The organism is Microbacterium panaciterrae (assembly GCF_039541635.1).
GTDB lineage: Bacteria > Actinomycetota > Actinomycetes > Actinomycetales > Microbacteriaceae > Microbacterium > Microbacterium panaciterrae.
On the sequence record NZ_BAABGP010000008.1, the window covers coordinates 530,768 to 550,149 of the forward strand.

Genomic DNA, 19,382 nt, shown 5'->3' on the forward strand with positions numbered 1-19,382 from the left:
TGCGCCGCGGTGCGCGAATTCTACGCGCGCGCCCGCGGCTGCGGGAAGAGCGGGCCGTCAGATCGCGAACGGGGTGAGCTCGGCGGCCAGACGCTCCGACACGTGCGCATGGATCCGGGTGCCGGCCTCCTCGTGCACGACGTCGAGCAGCAGCCCGCTCTCGTGCACGGCTGCCACCAGGTCGCCCCGGTCGTACGGAACCACGGCCACGATCTCCACGGCGGGCTTGGGCAGGATCGCGTCGATCGCCGCCCGCAGCTCCTCGATGCCCTCGCCGCTCCGCGAGGAGACGAAATACGCCCCGGGGACGAGCCCGCGCAGCACCATCCGCTCGTCCTCGTCGATCAGGTCGGCCTTGTTGAAGACCACGATCTCGGGAACCTCGCGCGCTCCGACATCGCCCATGACGTCGCGGACGGTCTTGATCTGCCCGGCCGGATCCGGGTGGGATCCGTCCACCACGTGCACGATGACGTCGGCGTCGCCGACCTCCTCGAGCGTGGAGCGGAAGGCCTCGACCAGCTGGTGCGGCAGGTTGCGGACGAATCCGACCGTGTCGGTGAGCGTGTAGACCCGGCCGTCGGCGGTTTCGGAGCGGCGAACCGTCGCATCCAGGGTGGCGAACAGGGCGTTCTCGACCAGCACACCCGCGCTCGTGAGCGCGTTCAGCAGGCTGGACTTGCCGGCGTTCGTGTACCCGGCGATCGCGACCGACGGGATCGTGTGCCGCTTGCGCTCGGCGCGCTTGGCCTCACGTGCGGGCTTGAAGTCACGGATCTGCTTGCGCAGCATGGCCATCCGGGTGCGGATCCGTCGCCGGTCCAGCTCGATCTTCGTCTCACCCGGTCCGCGCGATCCCATGCCCGCGCCGCCCGCGCCGACCTGGCCACCGGCCTGACGGCTCATCGACTCGCCCCACCCGCGCAGACGCGGAAGCAGGTACTCGAGCTGCGCGAGCTCGACCTGCGCCCGACCTTCCCGGCTCTTGGCGTGCTGGCTGAAGATGTCCAGGATCACGGTGGTGCGGTCGATCACCTTGACCTTGACCACGTCCTCCAGGGCGCGACGCTGAGACGAGCCGAGCTCGGCATCGGCGATCACGGTGTCGGCGCCGACGGCCGCGACGATGTCCTTGAGCTCCTGCGCCTTGCCGCGACCGAGATAGGTCGCGGGATCCGGATGCGGGCGGCGCTGCAGCAGCCCGTCCAGCACCACGGCGCCGGCGGTCTCCGCGAGGGCGGCGAGTTCGCGCAGCGAGTTCTCCGCATCGTCCTGCGCACCCTGCGGGTACACGCCGACGAGGACGACGTTCTCCAGCCGCAGCTGGCGGTATTCGACCTCGGTGACGTCCTCGAGTTCGGTGGAGAGACCGCCGACGCGCCGCAGCGCGTGCCGTTCCTCGAGATCCCACTGCTCGCCGTCGCCCGAGCCGTAACCGGCCGTCGCCGTGTCCTGCAGCGCCTGGGCGGCTCCGAACACGTGCGATTCTGCGCGCCGCTCCGCTGCTGCCAGAACGCGCTCGACCGCGTCGCCGTGCTCGTCATGTGTCGTGGACTGCGTCATCCGCACCTTTCTCGCACCCACCGAAATCGGTCGGGCGCCTTAACTTTAGCTGTGCGTGTCCGGTACGCTCGCTGCATGGGGTCGGACCACTACTTCACTGCGGCTCCCGCAAGCCCCGAGAACCTCCGCAGGATCAGGGTCACTCTTGCGGGCCGAGAGGTCGAACTCACCACCGCAGCCGGTGTCTTCAGCCCCGAACATCTGGACGTCGGCACCTCCGTGCTCCTCGCGAACACGCCGCCTCCCCCGCCCGGCGGTCACATTCTCGATCTCGGCTGCGGCTGGGGACCGATCTCGCTGTCCCTCGCCCTCGCCGCCCCGCACGCCACCGTCTGGGCGGTCGACGTGAACGAGCGGGCGCTCGACCTCGTACGCCGCAACGCCGCCGAACTCGGCCTCGACAATGTCAACGCCGTGACGCCGGGCGATGTTCCCGCGGACGTGTCGTTCCGGACGATCCGTTCGAATCCGCCCATCCGGGTCGGCAAGAGCGAGCTGCACGATCTGCTGGAGCAGTGGATCCCGCGGCTCGACGAACGCGCGGACGGCTGGTTCGTGGTGAGCCGCAACCTCGGCGCCGATTCCCTGCAGCGCTGGCTGGCGTCCACCTTCGATGACGGCTACAGCATCTGGCGCGCGACGACCGCCCGCGGCTTCCGGGTGCTCAAGGTGCGCCGGCACGGAACTCCGCGCACCGAGGTCATCGAACTGCCCTGAGCGCCCCTGAGAGGCAGTGACCGACCCCGCCCGTCAGGCCTCGCCCGTCAGGCGAGTTCGATCTCGCCCGAGAACGCGAGCTGGGCGGGACCGGACAGGAAGGCGTGCTCGCCATCGGCTCCGGGAGCCATGGTCACCCGCAGCGTGCCGCCAGGAACCTCGACGAGCCACTCGTCCGGGGCGCTCGCGCCCGCCCAGTGCCGCACGGCGAGCGCCGTGGCCACGACGCCGGTGCCGCAGCTGAGCGTCTCGCCCACGCCGCGTTCGAACACGCGCATGCGCACGCGGCCGATGCCGTCCTGCACGAGCGGTTCGGCGGGCACGACGAACTCGACGTTCGCGCCGTGCTCGGGCATCGGGGCGAGCTCGGGTCCCCGCGTCAGTTCGAGGCCGTCGAGCTCGGCATCCGAGGCGATCGCGACCACGACGTGCGGATTGCCGACGTCGATGCCGAGCCCCGGCCGGGGCACGCTCAGCCCGCCGGTCCGCGCGAGCGGGTCGTGACCGGACAGGCGCCAGGTGCCGATGTCGACGCGATATCCGTCGTCGCTGCGCGTGACTTCGCGCACGCCCGCTCGAGTGCCGATCGCCAGCGATGCACCCTCGTCGAGCGCGGCGAGCCCTGTGCGCAGCAGGTAGTGCGCGAACACCCGGACGCCGTTGCCGCACATCTCGGCGACGGATCCGTCCGCGTTGCGGTAGTCCATGAACCACTCGGCCGCGGGGTTCTCAGCGAGGGCGACGGCTCCTTCGGGGAGCGCGGCCGAACGGACCACGCGCAGCAGACCGTCCCCGCCGATGCCGAAGTGCCGATCGCAGAGCGCGGCGACCTGCTCCGCGCTGAACTCCTGCGCGCCGTCGGGGTCGGCGATGATGACGAAATCGTTGCCGGTGCCGTGCCCCTTGGTGAATGCGACCATGCGTCGATTCTACGGGCGCGGCCCGTCGCCGGGCTCAGGGGTCGAGCGCGCGGCTCTGCCCTGGGCGGATCCGCCGGGGGCAGATCCGCTCGCGGGACGCGCACCGAGGTCGCACGCTGAGGACATGACCGAAGATGCGCCTCGCAACCTGTTCGACGCCGACACCCGCCGCATGCTGTTCGCCCGCCGGGTCCTCGTCCTCGACGGGGTCCTTGACGACGACAACGGCGTCCTGCTCATGGCGCAGCTGCTCGCCCTCGCCGCGGAGGATCCCGCCGCCGAGATCACGCTGTGGATCCACTCCCCCGGCGGATCCGTCCCGGCGATGCTCGCGATCCGCGATCTCATGCGCACCGTCCCCTGCGACGTCGCGACGGTCGCGTTCGGGCTGGCCTGCAGCGCCGGCCAATTCCTGCTGTCGGCGGGGACGAAAGGCAAGCGACGCGCACTGCCGCACAGCCGCATCCTGCTGCACCAGGGATCGGCCGGGATCGGCGGCACGGCGGTCGACGTCGCCCTGCAGGCGGCGGACCTGAGGCACACCCGCGACACCGTGCTCGGGCTCATCTCCGAGGACACCGGCCAGCCGATCGAGCGGGTCTTCGAGGACTCGCTGCACGACCGCTGGTACAGCGCCGAGGAGGCACGGGAGTACGGCTTCATCGACGAGATCACCGCCGACTTCGCGGCGATCCTGCCCCCGCTCACCCGCCGCAGCATCGGCCTGACCGCAGAAGGAGCATGACATGGCCTCATTCCTCGTCCCCAACGTGATCGCGACCTCCCCGCGCGGGGATCGCGTGCTCGACGTGTACTCGCACCTGCTGTCCGAGCGGGTGATCTATCTCGGCACCCCGCTGGATGCGGATGTCGCCAACGTGCTCGTCGCCCAGCTGCTGCATCTGGACGCCACCAGCGCGGACCGCGACATCCAGCTGTACATCAACTGCTCCGGCGGCGATCCCAGCGCCATGCTCGCCGTGTACGACACGATGCGGTTCATCCGCTCCGACGTGGCGACGTTCTGCATCGGGCAGGCGGTGTCGGTCGGCGCGGTGGTGCTCGCCGCGGGCGCGCCGGGCAAACGCGCGGCGCTGCCGCACGCGCGTGTGATCCTGCATCAGCCGGCTGCGCAGGGGCGCGGCACGATCCCCGATCTCATCCTGCAGGCCGACGAGGTGGTGCGGGTGCGGGACGATCTGGAGCGGATCCTGGTCGCGCACAGCGGGCAGACGGCCGAGCGCCTGCGAACCGACACGGACCGTGATCTCGTGCTGACCGCCGAGGGAGCGCGCGACTACGGGCTGGTCGATCAGGTCGTCGTGCAGGTCCCCCCGGAGCACACATCGCCTGCCGGCACGAGCTCGTCGGGCGTTGTTCAGGCAGCCAGCGCGTAGGTTCCGCGGGCGGGCTGAGCGGCCTGCCGGATCGGCGCGGCGGAGCCCATCGTGATCCGCTCGGCGACACCGAGGGTCAGATCGAGCAGCGTCAGTTCGAGCGCGCCGGAGACTGCGGCCAGCATCTCACTGGACGCTTCTTTCCTGCCGCGCTCCATCTCGGACAGATACTGCGGGGAGACGCCGGCACGGCGTGCCGTCTCCGCGAGCGTCTCGCCGCGCCCGATGCGGGCATCCCGCAGCAGTTCGCCGACCATTTCGCGCCAGAGCCGCTCGGGCTCTGCCGTGGGGTGTTCCGTACCGGGGGTCTCGCGCGTCGAGGTCATGGCGCCATGCTAGGCAGGCCGTTCACGACGACGCGAGCGGATCCGCTCTGAGCAGAATCACCCGCCCCACGGTCGAGATGCCGAGAATCCGTCGTGGGGATCAGACGTCGTGGATGAGCCGTTTGCCGGTGTTGCCCACCTCGAAGCGCTCGTAGCCGAGAGCGTCGTAGAAGCCGAGCACCTGCTCGTTGCCGGTGCGGACCATGAGCTGCACCTTGGGGCATCCCATCGCCTGAAGCAGCCGCTCCGCCTCGGCGACGAGCGCGCGTCCGATGCCGGCGCCCCGGCGATCGGACGCGCTGGCGAGGTAGTACAGCCAACCCCGGTGCCCGTCGTAGCCGCCCATCACGGATCCGACGATCCGGCCGGAGGGATCACCGTCGGCCGGTTCCTCCGCGACGAGGAACAGCTCGGGCTGCACACGCAGCTTGCGTTCGATGTCGGCGCGGGGGTCGTTCCACGGACGGGTCAGGCCCGCGTCCTCCCAGAGCGCGATGACCGCGTCGGTGTCGCGGCGCTGGAACGCCCTGATCTCGAATGCGGCGGTCATTCGCTCTCCTCCACGATCCCGTGCACGTCGATCGGACTCCGCGCGTCGATCCACTCCGCTTCCGCGTAGCGGCGGAACCAGGACACCTGGCGTCGGGCGTACCGACGGGTGAGCGCCTGGGTCTCGGCGATCGCCTCGTCCTGGGTGAGCGTCCCCTCGAGCTGGGCGAGCGCCTGGGCGTAGCCGATCGCCCGGCGTGCCGTGGTCCCCCGTTCGAGACCGTGGGCGCGCAGCTGCGCGACCTCGTCCAGCAGGCCCGCCGCCCACATCCGCTCGACGCGGCAGTCCAGCCGCTCGACCAGCACGGCGCGTTCGACGCCGAGTGCGAGCACCCGGGTCCGCGGGGCCCAGAGCACGGGGCGCTCCGGAAGGGCGGCGCCGTGCGTCCGCTCCCCCTGCGCGAGCACTTCGAGCGCTCGGACGAGGCGGCGGCCGTTCTTCGGATCGACCCTGGCCGCCGTCGCCGGATCCTGCTCCTTCAGGCGTGCCAGCAGCGGCACGGGGCCGTGCTCCGTCAGCTCGGCCTCGAGCCGGGTGCGCAGCGCGTCGTCCCGCGGCGGGAAGCGGAAGTCGTACAGCACACTCGACACGTACAGGCCGGATCCCCCGACCAGGATCGCATCCGCGCCGCGGGCATGGATCGCCTCGATCGCTGCGCGCGCCCGCGGCTGGTACCCGGCGACCGCCGCATCCTCGCTCACGTCGAGCTCGTCGAAGAGGTGATGCGGGATGCCGCGGCGCTCTGCGACGGGGAGCTTGGCGGTGCCGATGTCCATACCGCGGTAGAGCTGCATGGCGTCGGCGTTCACGATCTCCGCGCCGCGGCCCACCGCGGTCAGTGCCTCAGCGAGGTCGAGCGAGAGAGCGCTCTTGCCCGTGCCCGTCGCGCCGACGACGGCCCACAGGCGCGCGGCGGCGTCTGTGGGCGGCGTCTCGCTCACACCCCGATGCGCAGGGTCGGCAGGCCCAGCGACACCGCCCGGGGTGCGCCATCAACGGCCGGCGCTGCGGGTACCGCGCAGGACTCGGATTGCGAGCGGTCCCAGGCGTCGCCGCCGCGCGTGCGCCGGATCTTCAGCGGAGCGCCGTCGGCCGAGTCAGCCAGCAGGTGGAACGGTGCCGCATGTGTGACCGTGACCGTGACGACGTCGCCGGGGCGCGGCCGGTCCGATCCTTCGGGCAGTTCGAAGTGCACGAGGCGGTTGTCCTCAGCGCGGCCAGTGAGGCGGTGGGTCTCGGCGTCCTTCTTGCCTTCTCCGACGGAGACGAGCACCTCGACCTCGCGACCGAGCTGACGCTGGTTCTCCTCGAGGGAGATGCGCTCCTGCAGGGCGATGAGCCGGTCGTAACGCGCCTGCACGACCGCCTTCGGGACCTGATCCGCCATGGTCGCGGCCGGGGTGCCCTCGCGGATCGAGTACTGGAACGTGAATGCGCTGGCGAAGCGAGCCTGCTCCACCACCCGCATCGTGTCCTCGAAGTCCTCTTCGGTCTCGCCGGGGAAGCCGACGATGATGTCGGTGGAGATCGCCGCGTTCGGGATCTTCGCGCGCACCCGGTCGAGGATCCCGAGGAACTTCTCGCTGCGGTAGGAGCGGCGCATGGCACGCAGGATCCGGTCACTGCCGGACTGCAGCGGCATGTGCAGCTGCGGCATCACGCTCGGAGTCTCGGCCATGGCATCGATGACATCGTCGGTGAAGGCCGCCGGGTGCGGGCTGGTGAACCGGATCCGCTCGAGTCCCTCGATCTCCCCCGCCGCGCGCAGCAGCTTGCCGAACGCCTGACGGTCGCCGAACTCGACGCCGTAGGAGTTGACGTTCTGGCCGAGCAGGGTGACCTCGATCGCACCGTCGTCGACCAGCAGGCGGAGCTCGTTCAGGATGTCACCGGGGCGACGATCCTTCTCCTTGCCGCGCAGGCTCGGCACGATGCAGAACGTGCAGGTGTTGTTGCAGCCGACGGAGATCGAGACCCAGCCGCTGTGCGCGGAATCACGCCGTGTGGGCAGCGTGGACGGGAAGACCTCGAGCGACTCCAGGATCTCCAGCTCGGCCTCGCCGTTGTGGCGCGCGCGCTCGAGCAGTCCCGGGAGGGAGCCCATGTTGTGAGTTCCGAAGACGACGTCGACCCAAGGTGCCTTGTCGAGCACGGCCTGCTTGTCCATCTGCGCCAGGCAGCCGCCGACGGCGATCTGCATGCCGGCGTGCTTGTCTTTACGGCTCTTCAGGTGGCCCAGCGTGCCGTAGAGCTTGCCGGCGGCGTTGTCGCGCACGGCGCAGGTGTTGATGATGACGATGTCGGCTTCGGCGTCCGCGTCGACGCGGACGTAGCCGGCGCTCTCCAGCGAGCCGGAGAGCCGCTCCGAGTCGTGCACGTTCATCTGGCAGCCGAACGTGCGCACCTCGTACGTGCGCGGACGTCCCGCATCATCGAGCGCCGCATCGGAGGCCGCGATGATCGTGGGTTCGCTGAGGGGAATGGTCATGATGTCAGCCATTCTACTTTCGGCGCACGGCCACCGGCCCCATCGGGCCTCACCGTCAGTCGGAGTCCTCGAACCGCACCCGGCCCCTGCCTGCACCCGACGGCGTCTCCCGCCACGCGGTACGCGCGGCGTTCATCGCGACCCCGCCACCGTAGCCGCGCCGGGAGAGCTGGCCCACGAGCCGGCGGATCGCGGTGTCTTCGTCGTACCTGCGGAGACCGGCGACCTTGGACCGCGCGTATTCCAGCGCGCGTTGCGCGTCGTCGTCCTCAAGGGCGGACAGCGCCTCATCCGCGATCTCCCGCGGGATGCCGCGCTGCGCGAGTGCACGGGAGATGGCGACTCGCCCCTGTCCCTTCCGCTCCGAGCCCGAGGTGACGAGGTACTCGGCCAGCGCCGTGTCGTCGAGGTAGCCCCGCTGCTCGAACTCGTCCACGATGAGCGCTCGGTCGTCGGCCGCAACGGAGAGTTCACGGAGGACGTCCGCCGCCTCCCGGCTCGTCAGCTGCTTCGTGCGGAGCTTGCGCACCAGCACTTCTCGCGCCTGATCGAGCGGATCACCCTCGTCCTGCTCGGCCACGCTGTGACGACCGACCGCACGGAGCCGGGACGGCCCGGCACCCGCGGCGCCCCTGCCGGATCGCTCCGGCCGCGGTGGCGCCGCCCCTTCTCGAGGCAGCGCCGCCGCGGCGGGGTGGCGCGAGCTCGGGCCGCGGAACAGCGGGGTCACGGGGGCGAGGCGTCCGCCTTCCGACGACACCCCGCCCTCGCTGTCGCCCGTCATGATCAGGCCGGACGCCGCTGCGTCAGCTCGTCGACCGCCTCAGCGGGGACCGACGCACCGCCGATGCCGAGCTTCTGCTTGATCTGAGTCTCGATCGTCGCAGCGATGTCGGGGTTCTTGAGCAGGAAGTTGCGGGCGTTCTCCTTGCCCTGGCCGAGCTGGTCGCCGTCGTAGGTGTACCAGGCCCCCGACTTCTTCACGATGCCGTGCTCGACGCCGAAGTCGATCAGGCTGCCCTCGCGGGAGATGCCGATGCCGTACAGGATGTCGAACTCGGCCTGCTTGAACGGCGGCGCCATCTTGTTCTTGACGACCTTCACGCGGGTGCGGTTTCCCACCGCCTCCGCGCCGTCCTTCAGGGTCTCGATACGGCGGATGTCGAGACGGACCGAGGCGTAGAACTTCAGCGCCTTGCCGCCGGCGGTGGTCTCGGGGGATCCGAAGAACACTCCGATCTTCTCGCGCAGCTGGTTGATGAAGATCATGGTGGTGTTGGTCTGGTTCAGACCGCCCGTGAGCTTGCGCAGCGCCTGCGACATCAGGCGGGCCTGCAGACCCACGTGAGAGTCGCCCATCTCCCCTTCGATCTCCGCGCGCGGCACCAGCGCCGCCACGGAGTCGATGACGATGAGGTCGATGGCACCCGAGCGCACCAGCATGTCGGCGATCTCGAGCGCCTGCTCACCGGTGTCCGGCTGGGAGACGAGCAGTGCGTCGATGTCGACGCCGAGCTTCGCGGCGTAGTCGGGGTCGAGCGCGTGCTCGGCGTCGATGAACGCCGCGATGCCGCCGGCGCGCTGCGCGTTGGCGATCGCGTGCAGGGTCAGCGTCGTCTTTCCCGAGGACTCAGGACCGTAGATCTCGACGATGCGGCCGCGCGGCAGTCCGCCCACGCCGAGGGCGACATCGAGGGCGATGGATCCGGTGGGGATCACGGCGACGGGGGCGCGCTCGTCGCTGCCCAGTCGCATGACCGAGCCCTTGCCGAACTGCTTGTCGATCTGAGCGAGTGCGGTCTCGAGGGACTTCTCGCGGTCTGCGGGTGAGGGCATGACGTGCTCCTTCGTGCTCGTGAACTGCCGCCTGTAGGCTGTCGCGACTGCTCCGGCTGGAGCGAGCTCTCCGACAAGGCGAATGACCTCGTGGTCATGTCGAACACGCTAGAAGGGGCCACCGACATTGTGGCGTCGGCCCCAGGAACCGTGGACGATCCGATCAGGAAACCATCTGTGCAGGACGATACCCGCTCATCGAACATGTCTTCGACGACACGCCGAGGATGTTCACGCACCGATCGAACACGAGCCGATCCACGCACCAGCGCGAAGCCCGCGCTCAGGCCCGCTTGGGCTCCATCCGGCCCGCGCCGTGCCAGCGCCCCTCGGGGACGTCCATCTCGGCGCAGAGCGCGAACCAGACCTCACGCGCCGGGACTCCGTCCGCCATCGCCTGCGCCGCGGTGCGGCCGCCCACCGTGCTCAGCACCAGATCCGCGACCAGCGCATCTCCGCGCACGCCGAACTCCGCATCCACCGCACGGAGGAACTCGCTTCGCCGCATCCGATCAGCGCAGCGACAGTTCGGACTCGACCGAGGCCACCAATTCGTCCGGGACCATGTCCGGGATGGGCTGCAGACCCTCGAGCTCCGCGATCCGATCGCCGACTTCGCGCATGATGGTCGAGATGGGCACGTCGAGCGCCTCGGCCACTGAGGCGAGGATCTCGCTGGACGCCTCTTTCTGACCGCGCTCCACCTCGCTGAGGTACCCGAGCGCGACGGACGCCTTGCCGGCGACCTGACGAAGCGTCCGGCCCTTCTGCAGACGGAAGTCCCGCAGCACGTCGCCGATCTCCTGTCGTACGAGAATCATCGGGACCTCCTCTCCCCTGTCGAACTGTTCGAGACGGCCGACCGGATGGTCAGTCTAACTCGCCCCCGTGGGTTCGACGCTAGTATTTCGATCTGTGCATTGAATGTGAGCACACACGACTCAACTTCGGGATCAAGCCTACTATTCCCGGGCTGAGGAAGCGCCGTCAGCGTCCGTCGTCGCGATCACATCCCCGACCAGGGCGAGCGCAGCCTCGACGGTCGACAAACGGATCGCGGCGCGGTCACCAGTGAACCGGAACGTGCGGCTCACCGTCGCCGCAGCAGTGCTCACGCCGATGTGCACGGTGCCCACAGGCCGGCCGCCCTGCGCGGTGGGCCCCGCGACACCGGTGGTGGAGACGCCGACATCGGCCGCGCGTCCGTCGACGGCGAGGGCGCGGCGAACGCCGTCCGCCATCTGCTCCGCCACCTCGGGATCGACCGGTCCACGCGCGGCGAGCAAAGCCGGATCCACTCCGAGCACGCTCGCCTTGACGGGAGTGGCGTAGGCGACGATCGCGCCGTTGAGCACCGCGGATGCGCCGGGGATCGAGACGATGTCGGCCGAGAGCGCGCCGCCGGTGAGGGACTCCGCGACGGCGAGCGTGAGACCGCGAGCCCGAAGAACATCGACCAGGGCCGCGGCGTCCGTCGGCGGCGGTGTCATCCGGCGGAGTTCCGGTCGGCGCGGGCCCCGCGGATCTGGGCGGCGATGTAGTCGATGCCGCTCGCGATCGTGAGGATCAGCGCCACGACCATCAGCACGGTCGTCGTGATGGCCCAGACGGGAAGCCCGATCCACACGTGCAGCGGCAGCAGCGCCCAGGACAGCGCCACGGCCTGCACCGTGGTCTTGATCTTCCCCATCCACGCCGCGGCGACGATGTGCTCCTTGGCGACGATGAAGCGGTGCACCGTGATGCCCCACTCACGCACCAGGATGATCAGCACGAGCCACCACCACACCTCGCCCAGGATGGCGAGGCCGATGAAGCCCGCTCCGGTCAGCAGCTTGTCGGCGATCGGATCCCACAGCTTGCCGAAGTCGCTCACCAGGTCGTACTTGCGCGCCAGATACCCGTCGACCCAGTCGGTCGAGATCGCCAGGATGAACAGTCCCGCAGCGACCCAGCGCAGCACGGGCTGGCCTGCTCCGTTCGTTCCGCCGAGCAGCAGCGCCACGAAGAAGACGACAGCGAGCGGGATCCGTGCGACCGTGATCGCGTTGGGGAGCTGACGGGGAATCGCCATCAGTCGCGCCCGGTGAGGCCCCAGGCGTCCTCGTCCGGCTCCGCCTCGACCTCGGGAAGGGCGCGGTACTGGGCCTCCAGCGGATCCTCTCCGTAGCGATCGTCCGCATGCCCCGTGGCGGGCACGGGCGGGGCGGGAAGAGGCGGCGCCGTCGGAATCGGCGGGGTGGCGGGAACAGGCCCGGCGGGCGCGGCATGGCTCGACGGCGGATCCTCGCCGCGCAGCTTTGCGAGGACTCCGGGCAGCTGCTCGGTAGTCACCAGCACGTCTCGGGCCTTGGATCCTTCGGACGGGCCGACGATCTCGCGCGACTCGAGCAGGTCCATGAGCCGACCGGCCTTGGCGAAGCCGACACGCAGCTTGCGCTGCAGCATCGACGTCGAGCCGAACTGCGAGGAGACGATGAGCTCGGCCGCCGCCAGAAGCAGCTCGAGGTCGTCGCCGATGTCCTCGTCGACCTCCTTCTTCCTGCCCTCGACGGCTTCGGCGACGTCCGGCCGGTACTCCGGGCGCGCCTGCCCTGTGACGTGCTTGACGACGGCGTCGATCTCGCTCTCGTCGACCCAGGCGCCCTGCAGACGGAACGGCTTGGAAGAGCCCATCGGCGAGAACAGGGCGTCGCCCTGGCCGATCAGCTTGTCGGCGCCGGGGCTGTCCAGGATGACGCGGCTGTCGGTGACGCTGGTCACGGCGAAGGCCAGACGCGACGGCACGTTCGCCTTGATCAGGCCCGTGACGACGTCGACGCTCGGGCGCTGGGTCGCGAGCACCAGGTGGATGCCGCTCGCCCGCGCGAGCTGGGTGATCCGGACGATGGAGTCCTCGACGTCGCGCGGGGCGACCATCATCAGGTCGGCGAGCTCGTCGACGACGACCAGCAGGTACGGATAGGGCTTGAGCACGCGCTCACTGCCCGCGGGCAGCACGATCTCGCCGGCACGGACCGCGCGGTTGAAGTCGTCGATGTGGCGGAATCCGAACGACGCGAGGTCGTCGTACCGCATGTCCATCTCCTTGACGACCCACTGCAGCGCCTCTGCGGCCTTCTTCGGGTTCGTGATGATCGGAGTGATCAGGTGCGGCACTCCCGCATAGCTGGTGAGCTCGACCCGCTTCGGGTCGATCAGCACCATGCGCACGTCGGCGGGGCGCGCGCGCATCAGCAGGCTCGTGATCATCGAGTTGACGAAGCTGCTCTTGCCGGATCCGGTGGATCCGGCGACCAGCAGGTGGGGCATCTTGGCGAGATTCGCGACCACGAAGTTGCCGCCGACGTCCTTGCCGACGCCGATGGTCATCGGGTGCGTGCTCTTCTGAGCGACCGCGGAGCGCAGCACGTCGCCGAGCGCGACCGTCTCGCGGTCGGCGTTCGGGATCTCGATGCCGATCGCGCTCTTGCCGGGGATCGGCGAAAGGATCCGCACATCGTTCGAGGCGACCGCGTACGCGAAGTTGTTGCTCAGCTGCAGGATCTTCTCGACCTTGACGCCGTGGCCGACCTCGACCTCGTACTGGGTCACTGTCGGTCCGCGGGAGAAGCCGGTGACCTTCGCATCGACGTTGAACTGGGTGAGCACGTTGGTGATCTGCTCGACCACCCGGTCGTTCGCCTCGGAGCGCGCGACCGACGGCGGTCCCGCCTTGAGCGCTCCCGGTGACGGCAGGATGTAGGGCGCGACGGGCGCCTGCGGGCCCTTCTGCCCCGGGCCCGCGGTGCCGAAGCCGTCGAATCCGGCGAGCTCCACCTCACCGGTGTCGCCGTCGTCGAGGAGCGCCGTGGTCTGGTGCTCGGCGAGCGCGTCGGCGACGGAGCGCACATCGGTGAGCACCTCGGTCACGTCGTCGTAGGCGTCCGCGTCGGTGATGACGGCCTGGTCGTAGGCGGTCGCCTGCGCGAGGGTCGGGGTGTCATCCTGCGCGGTCAGCAGCTCGGTGAGGTCCTGAGAGCCCAGACCGCCGTCCGGATCCTCCTCGCGCCCCGTCTTGTTGCGGCGCCACCAGGGCAGCACGTCGGGGTCGTCGACCTTGTCCGCGTCATCGACCGCCGCCGGATCCTCGACCTTCGCCGGCTTCTCGGCGCGTTCGGCGTCGAACATCCAGGCGTACAGGTCGCCCAGGCGCTGCCCGATCCGGTTCGGCGGCGTCTTCGTGAGGATCAGGATGCTGAGCGCGGCCAGCAGCGCCAGCACGATGTAGGCGGGGATCGCGGTGAGGTAGCTGAGCGGCTGCCCCAGCATCCAGCCGAACAGACCGCCCGCGGCGCTCAGCGCCACCATCCCCTGCTTCGGCTGCGGCAGCCCGCCCGCGACATGGCAGAACCCGGCGAGCGTGACGACGAACAGGCCGAAGCCGATCCCGATCCGCCCGTTGTCGTGCACCGACGACGGGTGCCGGAACAGCCAGCCGGCGAGCAGGAGCAACAGCACCGGCATCACGAATGCGGCGCGGCCGATTAGACCGCCCACCGAATAGGCGCTGATGTTCGCGGCCACGGCGTTGCCGATGAAGAACCATTCGTCCACGGCGCCGGCGACGGCCAGCAGCACGAGCAGGAACGGGAAGCCGTCGCGGCGCTGCTCCTTCTCCAGGTTCTCCGGCCCGAAGGCGCGGAACAGCCCGCCGACGCCGTGCGCGATGCCCATCCAGGCGCGCGCGATCATCGGCGGCTTGTCCGGCTCGTCGACGTACTTGCGCGGGGCGGGCGCCGCCTTGGCGCGCGGCTTCGCCCCGGACGCGGCTCCGGAGCGGGCGCGCGCCGAAGGCTTCTCCGCCGCGCTCTTGGTCGCGCTGGGACTCCTGGCCATGTCTCCACGCTAGGGCCGGGCACCGACATCGGCCCGCAATGACGCGGCTTTCCGCGGGATCGCGGGCCGACCCTTCGATAGGCTCTGGGACCGGCGAGGCCCATGGACCGGCGGGCTCAGGGTCCGGCGAGGCCCCGGGACCGGCGGGCTCAGGCCTCGATGACGAGGGGGACGATCATCGGGCGCCGGCGCAGCTTCTGGTTCACCCAGCGGCCGATCGTGCGACGGACGATCTGCGAGAGCGCGTGACTGTCGCGCACGCCGTTGCCCGCCGCCTCCTTGAGCGCGGCGACGATCTTGGGCGCGACGTCGTCGAAGACCGAATCGTCCTCGGCCACGCCGCGCGCGTGGATCTCGGGGCCGGAGATGATCCGCCCGGTCGTGGAGTCGACGACGACGATCACGGACACGAATCCCTCTTCGCCCAGGATCCGACGATCCTTCAGATCCGCGTCCGTGATCTCGCCGACGGTGGCGCCGTCCACGTACACGAAGCCGATGTCATGCTGCCCTGCGACGCGGGCGACACCGTCCTTCAGGTCGATCACGGTGCCGTTGGAGCCGACGATGGTGCGCTCCGCGGGGATCCCGGTGTCCTGCGCGAGCTTCGCGTTCGCGATCAGATGGCGGTACTCGCCGTGCACCGGCAGGACGTTGCGCGGCTTCAGGATGTTGTAGCAGTACAGCAGCTCCCCCGCAGCGGCGTGGCCGGAGACGTGCACGCGGGCGTTGGCCTTGTGCACCACATCGGCGCCGAGCTTCGTCAGGCCGTCGATCACGCGGTAGACCGCGTTCTCGTTGCCGGGGATGAGGCTGGAAGCGAGGATCACGGTGTCGCCGGGCCCCGGCTCGATCGCGTGGTCGAGGTTGGCCATGCGACTGAGCACTGCCATCGGCTCGCCCTGGGATCCGGTCGACATGTAGACGATCTTGTCGTCCGGCAGGTCGCGCGCCTTGCGGTAGTCGATGAGCACGCCGTCCGGGACCTTCAGGTAGCCGAGCTGCTCGGCGATCGTCATGTTGCGCACCATCGAGCGCCCGAGGAACGCCACCCGGCGGCCGTGCGCGTGTGCGGCGTCGATGACCTGCTGCACGCGGTGCACGTGGCTGGAGAAGCTCGCCACGATGACGCGTCGCGGCGCCTTGCCGATGATCTGGTCGAGCACCGGGCCGATCGAGCGCTCCGTCGGGGTGAAGCCGGGCACATCGGCGTTGGTCGAGTCCACCAGGAACAGGTCGACGCCCTCTTCGCCCAGGCGCGAGAACGCGCGCAGGTCGGTGATCCGCCCGTCCAGCGGCAACTGGTCCATCTTGAAGTCGCCGGTCGCCAGGACCATACCCGCAGGCGTGCGGATCGCCACGGCGAGCGCGTCGGGGATGGAGTGGTTGACCGCGACGAACTCGAGATCGAACGGGCCGACCTGCTCGCGCTGACCTTCCTTCACCGTCAGGGTGAAGGGCTTGATCCGGTGCTCCTTGAGCTTCGCCTCGACGAGCGCCAGCGTGAGACCCGAGCCGATCACCGGGATGTCGCCCTTCAGGCGCAGCAGGTACGGGACGGCACCGATGTGGTCCTCGTGCCCGTGTGTGAGCACCACCCCGACGACGTCGTCCAGGCGGTGCCTGATCGGCTCGAAGTCGGGCAGGATCAGGTCGACGCCGGGCTGGTGCTCCTCGGGGAACAGCACCCCGCAGTCGACGATCAGGAGCTTGCCGTCGAATTCGAAGACGGTCATGTTGCGGCCGATCTCCCCGAGTCCGCCCAAGGGGGTGACGCGGAGAGTGCCGGGAGCGAGCGCTTCGGGCTCGGCGAGGGGAATGGTCATGGATGCCTCCTAGGCGGGGCGCACTGCGCGCCCTGTGGTCTTGGTTCCCCGTGCCTGCCGAGCGGCACGACGTGCGGATACGCGCTCAGGTCGCATCGATCCGCACCAGCCCGGCATCAGCCACACCTCAGCGGGTCGTGCCGTGCACCTTGGGGAGTGCGCCGCCGGCGGCGGCATTGCGGTCGGGACGGAAGTCGGAGAAGTCCGCACCGGGGATGTTCGTGACGAGCGCGAGCTCGTCCTCGATCGCGGCGGCCTCCCACTCCTCCGGCCCCACCAGGGGCAGGCGGACGCGCGGGCTGTCGATGCGGCCCAGGCCGTGCAGGATGTACTTCGCCGAGACCGTGCCGGGGACGTGGGTCATCGCGGCGCGCACCAGCGGCTCGAGGCGCTTGTGCTCGGCGGTGGCGGCGGCGAGGTCGCCGCGGTTCACGGCGTCGACGATCGCGCGGTAGGGCGCCGAGGTGATGTTCGCCGTGACGCCGATGAGGCCGGTCGCACCGATCGACAGGTGCGGGAGCACGTTCGAATCGTCACCGGAGAAATACATCAGGTCGGTCTGATTGAGCACCCGGCTGACCTCGGAGAAGTCGCCCTTGGCGTCCTTGACCGCGAGGATGTTCGGGTGCTTGGCCAGGCGCAGGATCGTCTCGTACTTGATCGGCACGCCGGTGCGGCCGGGGATGTCGTACAGGATCACGGGCAGGTCGGTGGCGTCCGCGACGAGCCGGAAGTGCGTGAGGATCCCGGACTGGGTCGGCTTGTTGTAGTACGGCGTGACGATCATGATGCCGTCGGCGCCGGCCTTCTCGCTCGCCTTGTAGAGCTCGATCGCGTGCGCAGTCTCGTTGGATCCGCCACCGGTGATGATCTTGGCGCGGCCCGCGGCCACGTCCTTGCCGACCTCGACCAGCCGCAGCTTCTCCGCATCGGTGAGGGTCGAGGTCTCGCCCGTGGTGCCGGTGACGACGATGCCGTCGGCGCCATCGGCGATCACCCGGTCCATGTGCTTCTCGACGGAGGGCCAGTCGACCTCGCCGTCGGCCGTCATCGGAGTGATGAGGGCGACGAGCACCTGTCCGAAGGGATTGCCCGTATGCGTCATGCTCCCAGCGTATCGGTTCGGATGGTGCGCACGCTGTGCCCGATTAGGCTCGCGCCATGGCCTGGCAGACCCACGACTCCCGCACCGTGTACGACAACCGCTGGATCTCGGTCCGCGAGGACAGGATCACGGGTCCCTTCGGTGACGGGATCTACGGGGTCGTCTCGATGATGCACCCTGCGGTGTTCGTCGTGGCACTGGACGATGAGGAGCGCGTCTGCCTGATCACCCTGGACCGCTACACGACGGGCGTCTCTGTCGAGGTTCCGGCCGGCGGCAGCGACGGGGAGGATCCGCTGCGGGCAGCACAGAGCGAGCTCCTTGAGGAGACCGGGTTCGAGGCGGACGAGTGGACGTCTATCGGGCGCATGAATGCGTTGAACGGGATCGCGGTCGCCCCCGAGCACGTGTTTCTCGCCCGTGCCCTTCACCCCGTCGCCGACAGCGCGCACTCGAAGGCCGAGGAGGGCATCGACCGGGTGGACTGGGTGCCGTTCCCCGAGGCCCTCGAGATGGTCGCGGACGGGCGCATCACCGACGGCGAGACCGTCGCGGCCCTCGCCTACGCGGGCATCCACGTGGGGCGGTTCGGCTGAATCGCGCTGCTGAGGTCGAGCGGAGTCTCGGCCAATGTGCAGGGCGCGCCCGTGTTGTGCAGGGTGCGGCTCGTTCGATTCGGTCCGCTACCGACGGGAGCCCCGTGTTTCCGGCGCCCCTCTGCCGGACTCGGGTCACCCGCCCTGCAGAACGGCCGTGGCGCCCTGCGCAATAGCGCCGAGCGCGGTGAGGCGGCCCTGGATGGCGGCCAGCACGCGTGGCCAATCGTGCAGAATCATCGCGTAGTCGAAACGCAGCGTCTCGTAGCCCTGTGCGGCCGCGGCGGCATCGCGCATCAGATCCTTGTGCCTCATCGATGGGCCGTCGTGGTTGAGCCGACCGTCGACCTCGAGGATGATCCGCCCGCCGAGCACGAAATCGACTCGCCCGACACCGTCGATCTGCACCTGCGCGGACAGACTGATCCCGCAGAGGTGCAGACGGAACCGCAGCAGAGACTCCAGTCCGCTTTCGGACTGGTCGTCAGCGAACGCCAGCACCTCACGCAGCGCGAAGGACACACGCTCCGACAACCACCGCATCCCGGACGCGCCGATGAGGCCGAGGTGCAGGGCCGACTCGACGGCCACGAAGAATGCCTCGGTGGATGCACAGGCGGCGTAATGGAGCAGGGCGAGAAGCACGTCCGCGAACCCGAACCCCACTCCTCGGCTCCACCGATCATGGTGAACGCGGCACTGGCAGCCGGCGTGCGGATGCTGACGTCCGGACGGGCCGATCCACACGTGCGGCCCCGGGGACTCTTCGTGGTCGGAACGCCCAGACCCGTCCATCTCGTGACCCTGATCCCGCACGTCGTCCTCGTCGTGCACCCAGACACCGTGGTGACGAAGTGCTGCCGCGCACGTGACCTCGCCCCCATGTCTCGCCGCGGTGAGAACGTCCGAGTCCGCCCCGGGGACGGCATAGACGCCTTTGCGTACCAGGATGATCGCGCCGTGCACGAGAGCATCCTGGATGGCGGCTCGGCGGATCCCTCGTCGCTCCAGTTCGTTCCGGCGCGCCACTCCGCCGCGCTCGATCAGGAATCGTTCGATCGGTGACATGCATCGAGCCTGGTGAGGTCGAAGGGATCCGCGCCCTCGATTCACGGAACCGGTGCAGAACTCGGGCCGGCGGGTGACTGTGCGGGGTGATGGCATCCGGCGCCGGTCGAGC

The 19,382-nt window shown here is 69.7% G+C and carries 20 protein-coding genes; 4 read left to right on the forward strand and 16 right to left on the reverse strand.

Features of this window, described 5'->3' with window-relative positions; translation table 11 throughout:
• Positions 1 to 57: 57 nt before the first annotated feature.
• Positions 58 to 1,563, reverse strand: a complete 1,506-nt coding sequence (gene hflX / locus ABD882_RS07530) for a GTPase HflX (RefSeq protein ID WP_345185713.1) — start codon at positions 1,561 to 1,563, stop codon at positions 58 to 60.
• Between the two features lie 75 nt (positions 1,564 to 1,638).
• Here hflX and ABD882_RS07535 point away from each other — a divergent pair, with 75 nt between their 5' ends.
• Positions 1,639 to 2,280 (forward strand): class I SAM-dependent methyltransferase, encoded by a 642-nt coding sequence (locus tag ABD882_RS07535; protein WP_345185716.1) that lies wholly within the window; start codon positions 1,639 to 1,641, stop codon positions 2,278 to 2,280.
• A gap of 47 nt (positions 2,281 to 2,327) precedes the next feature.
• Here ABD882_RS07535 and dapF read toward each other — a convergent pair whose 3' ends face one another.
• Positions 2,328 to 3,200 carry a diaminopimelate epimerase gene (gene dapF / locus ABD882_RS07540; protein WP_345185717.1) on the reverse strand — a complete coding sequence of 291 codons (873 nt, stop codon included), beginning with the start codon at positions 3,198 to 3,200 and terminating at the stop codon, positions 2,328 to 2,330.
• Positions 3,201 to 3,324: 124 nt separating this feature from the next.
• Between dapF and ABD882_RS07545 the strand changes: the two genes are divergently transcribed.
• Both ABD882_RS07545 and ABD882_RS07550 read left to right on the forward strand, forming a co-directional pair.
• Complete coding sequence (locus ABD882_RS07545; protein ID WP_345185718.1) at positions 3,325 to 3,945, forward strand: ClpP family protease; 621 nt, start codon at positions 3,325 to 3,327, stop codon at positions 3,943 to 3,945.
• 1 nt (position 3,946) lies between these two features.
• The gene (locus ABD882_RS07550) at positions 3,947 to 4,597 is read left to right on the forward strand and encodes a ClpP family protease (protein WP_345185720.1); all 651 of its coding nucleotides are present in this window, start codon (positions 3,947 to 3,949) and stop codon (positions 4,595 to 4,597) included.
• Here ABD882_RS07550 and ABD882_RS07555 read toward each other — a convergent pair.
• The 13 genes from ABD882_RS07555 to dapA form a co-directional block, all read right to left on the reverse strand.
• Positions 4,579 to 4,923, reverse strand: a complete 345-nt coding sequence (locus tag ABD882_RS07555) for a helix-turn-helix domain-containing protein (protein ID WP_345185721.1) — start codon at positions 4,921 to 4,923, stop codon at positions 4,579 to 4,581. The two genes, ABD882_RS07550 and ABD882_RS07555, sit on opposite strands and share 19 nt — an antisense overlap.
• Positions 4,924 to 5,023: 100 nt before the next feature.
• Positions 5,024 to 5,473, reverse strand: a complete 450-nt coding sequence (locus ABD882_RS07560; protein ID WP_345185724.1) for a GNAT family acetyltransferase — start codon at positions 5,471 to 5,473, stop codon at positions 5,024 to 5,026.
• Complete coding sequence (gene miaA / locus ABD882_RS07565; protein ID WP_345185726.1) at positions 5,470 to 6,414, reverse strand: tRNA (adenosine(37)-N6)-dimethylallyltransferase MiaA; 945 nt, start codon at positions 6,412 to 6,414, stop codon at positions 5,470 to 5,472. The genes ABD882_RS07560 and miaA overlap by 4 nt, the downstream gene beginning before the upstream one ends.
• A complete protein-coding gene (gene miaB / locus ABD882_RS07570) occupies positions 6,411 to 7,961 on the reverse strand; it encodes a tRNA (N6-isopentenyl adenosine(37)-C2)-methylthiotransferase MiaB (protein WP_345185727.1) in 1,551 nt (516 codons plus the stop codon). The genes miaA and miaB overlap by 4 nt, the downstream gene beginning before the upstream one ends.
• Before the next feature lie 55 nt (positions 7,962 to 8,016).
• Entirely contained in the window at positions 8,017 to 8,745 is a 729-nt protein-coding gene (locus ABD882_RS07575) for a regulatory protein RecX (RefSeq protein WP_345185729.1), read from the reverse strand.
• A gap of 2 nt (positions 8,746 to 8,747) precedes the next feature.
• A complete protein-coding gene (gene recA / locus ABD882_RS07580; protein ID WP_345185731.1) occupies positions 8,748 to 9,797 on the reverse strand; it encodes a recombinase RecA in 1,050 nt (349 codons plus the stop codon).
• Between the two features lie 283 nt (positions 9,798 to 10,080).
• Positions 10,081 to 10,305, reverse strand: a complete 225-nt coding sequence (locus ABD882_RS07585; RefSeq protein WP_345185732.1) for a DUF3046 domain-containing protein — start codon at positions 10,303 to 10,305, stop codon at positions 10,081 to 10,083.
• A 4-nt stretch (positions 10,306 to 10,309) separates the two neighbouring features.
• Positions 10,310 to 10,618, reverse strand: coding sequence for a helix-turn-helix domain-containing protein (locus ABD882_RS07590; RefSeq protein WP_345185734.1), 309 nt, complete (start codon positions 10,616 to 10,618; stop codon positions 10,310 to 10,312).
• A 141-nt stretch (positions 10,619 to 10,759) separates the two neighbouring features.
• Positions 10,760 to 11,287, reverse strand: a complete 528-nt coding sequence (locus tag ABD882_RS07595; RefSeq protein ID WP_345185735.1) for a CinA family protein — start codon at positions 11,285 to 11,287, stop codon at positions 10,760 to 10,762.
• Entirely contained in the window at positions 11,284 to 11,871 is a 588-nt protein-coding gene (pgsA, locus tag ABD882_RS07600; RefSeq protein WP_345185737.1) for a CDP-diacylglycerol--glycerol-3-phosphate 3-phosphatidyltransferase, read from the reverse strand. Before pgsA ends, ABD882_RS07595 begins: the two co-directional genes overlap by 4 nt.
• Complete coding sequence (locus ABD882_RS07605) at positions 11,871 to 14,675, reverse strand: DNA translocase FtsK (protein WP_345185740.1); 2,805 nt, start codon at positions 14,673 to 14,675, stop codon at positions 11,871 to 11,873. The genes pgsA and ABD882_RS07605 overlap by 1 nt, the downstream gene beginning before the upstream one ends.
• A gap of 149 nt (positions 14,676 to 14,824) precedes the next feature.
• Positions 14,825 to 16,501, reverse strand: coding sequence for a ribonuclease J (locus ABD882_RS07610; RefSeq protein WP_345185742.1), 1,677 nt, complete (start codon positions 16,499 to 16,501; stop codon positions 14,825 to 14,827).
• 127 nt (positions 16,502 to 16,628) lie between these two features.
• Entirely contained in the window at positions 16,629 to 17,606 is a 978-nt protein-coding gene (dapA, locus tag ABD882_RS07615; protein WP_345185743.1) for a 4-hydroxy-tetrahydrodipicolinate synthase, read from the reverse strand.
• A gap of 56 nt (positions 17,607 to 17,662) precedes the next feature.
• On the opposite strand from dapA, the gene ABD882_RS07620 reads away from it, so the two are divergent.
• Complete coding sequence (locus tag ABD882_RS07620) at positions 17,663 to 18,202, forward strand: NUDIX domain-containing protein (protein WP_345185745.1); 540 nt, start codon at positions 17,663 to 17,665, stop codon at positions 18,200 to 18,202.
• A gap of 135 nt (positions 18,203 to 18,337) precedes the next feature.
• Here ABD882_RS07620 and ABD882_RS07625 read toward each other — a convergent pair whose 3' ends face one another.
• On the reverse strand, positions 18,338 to 19,270 hold the full coding sequence (locus tag ABD882_RS07625; RefSeq protein WP_345185746.1) for a DUF559 domain-containing protein: 933 nt from the start codon (positions 19,268 to 19,270) through the stop codon (positions 18,338 to 18,340).
• Positions 19,271 to 19,382: the final 112 nt, after the last annotated feature.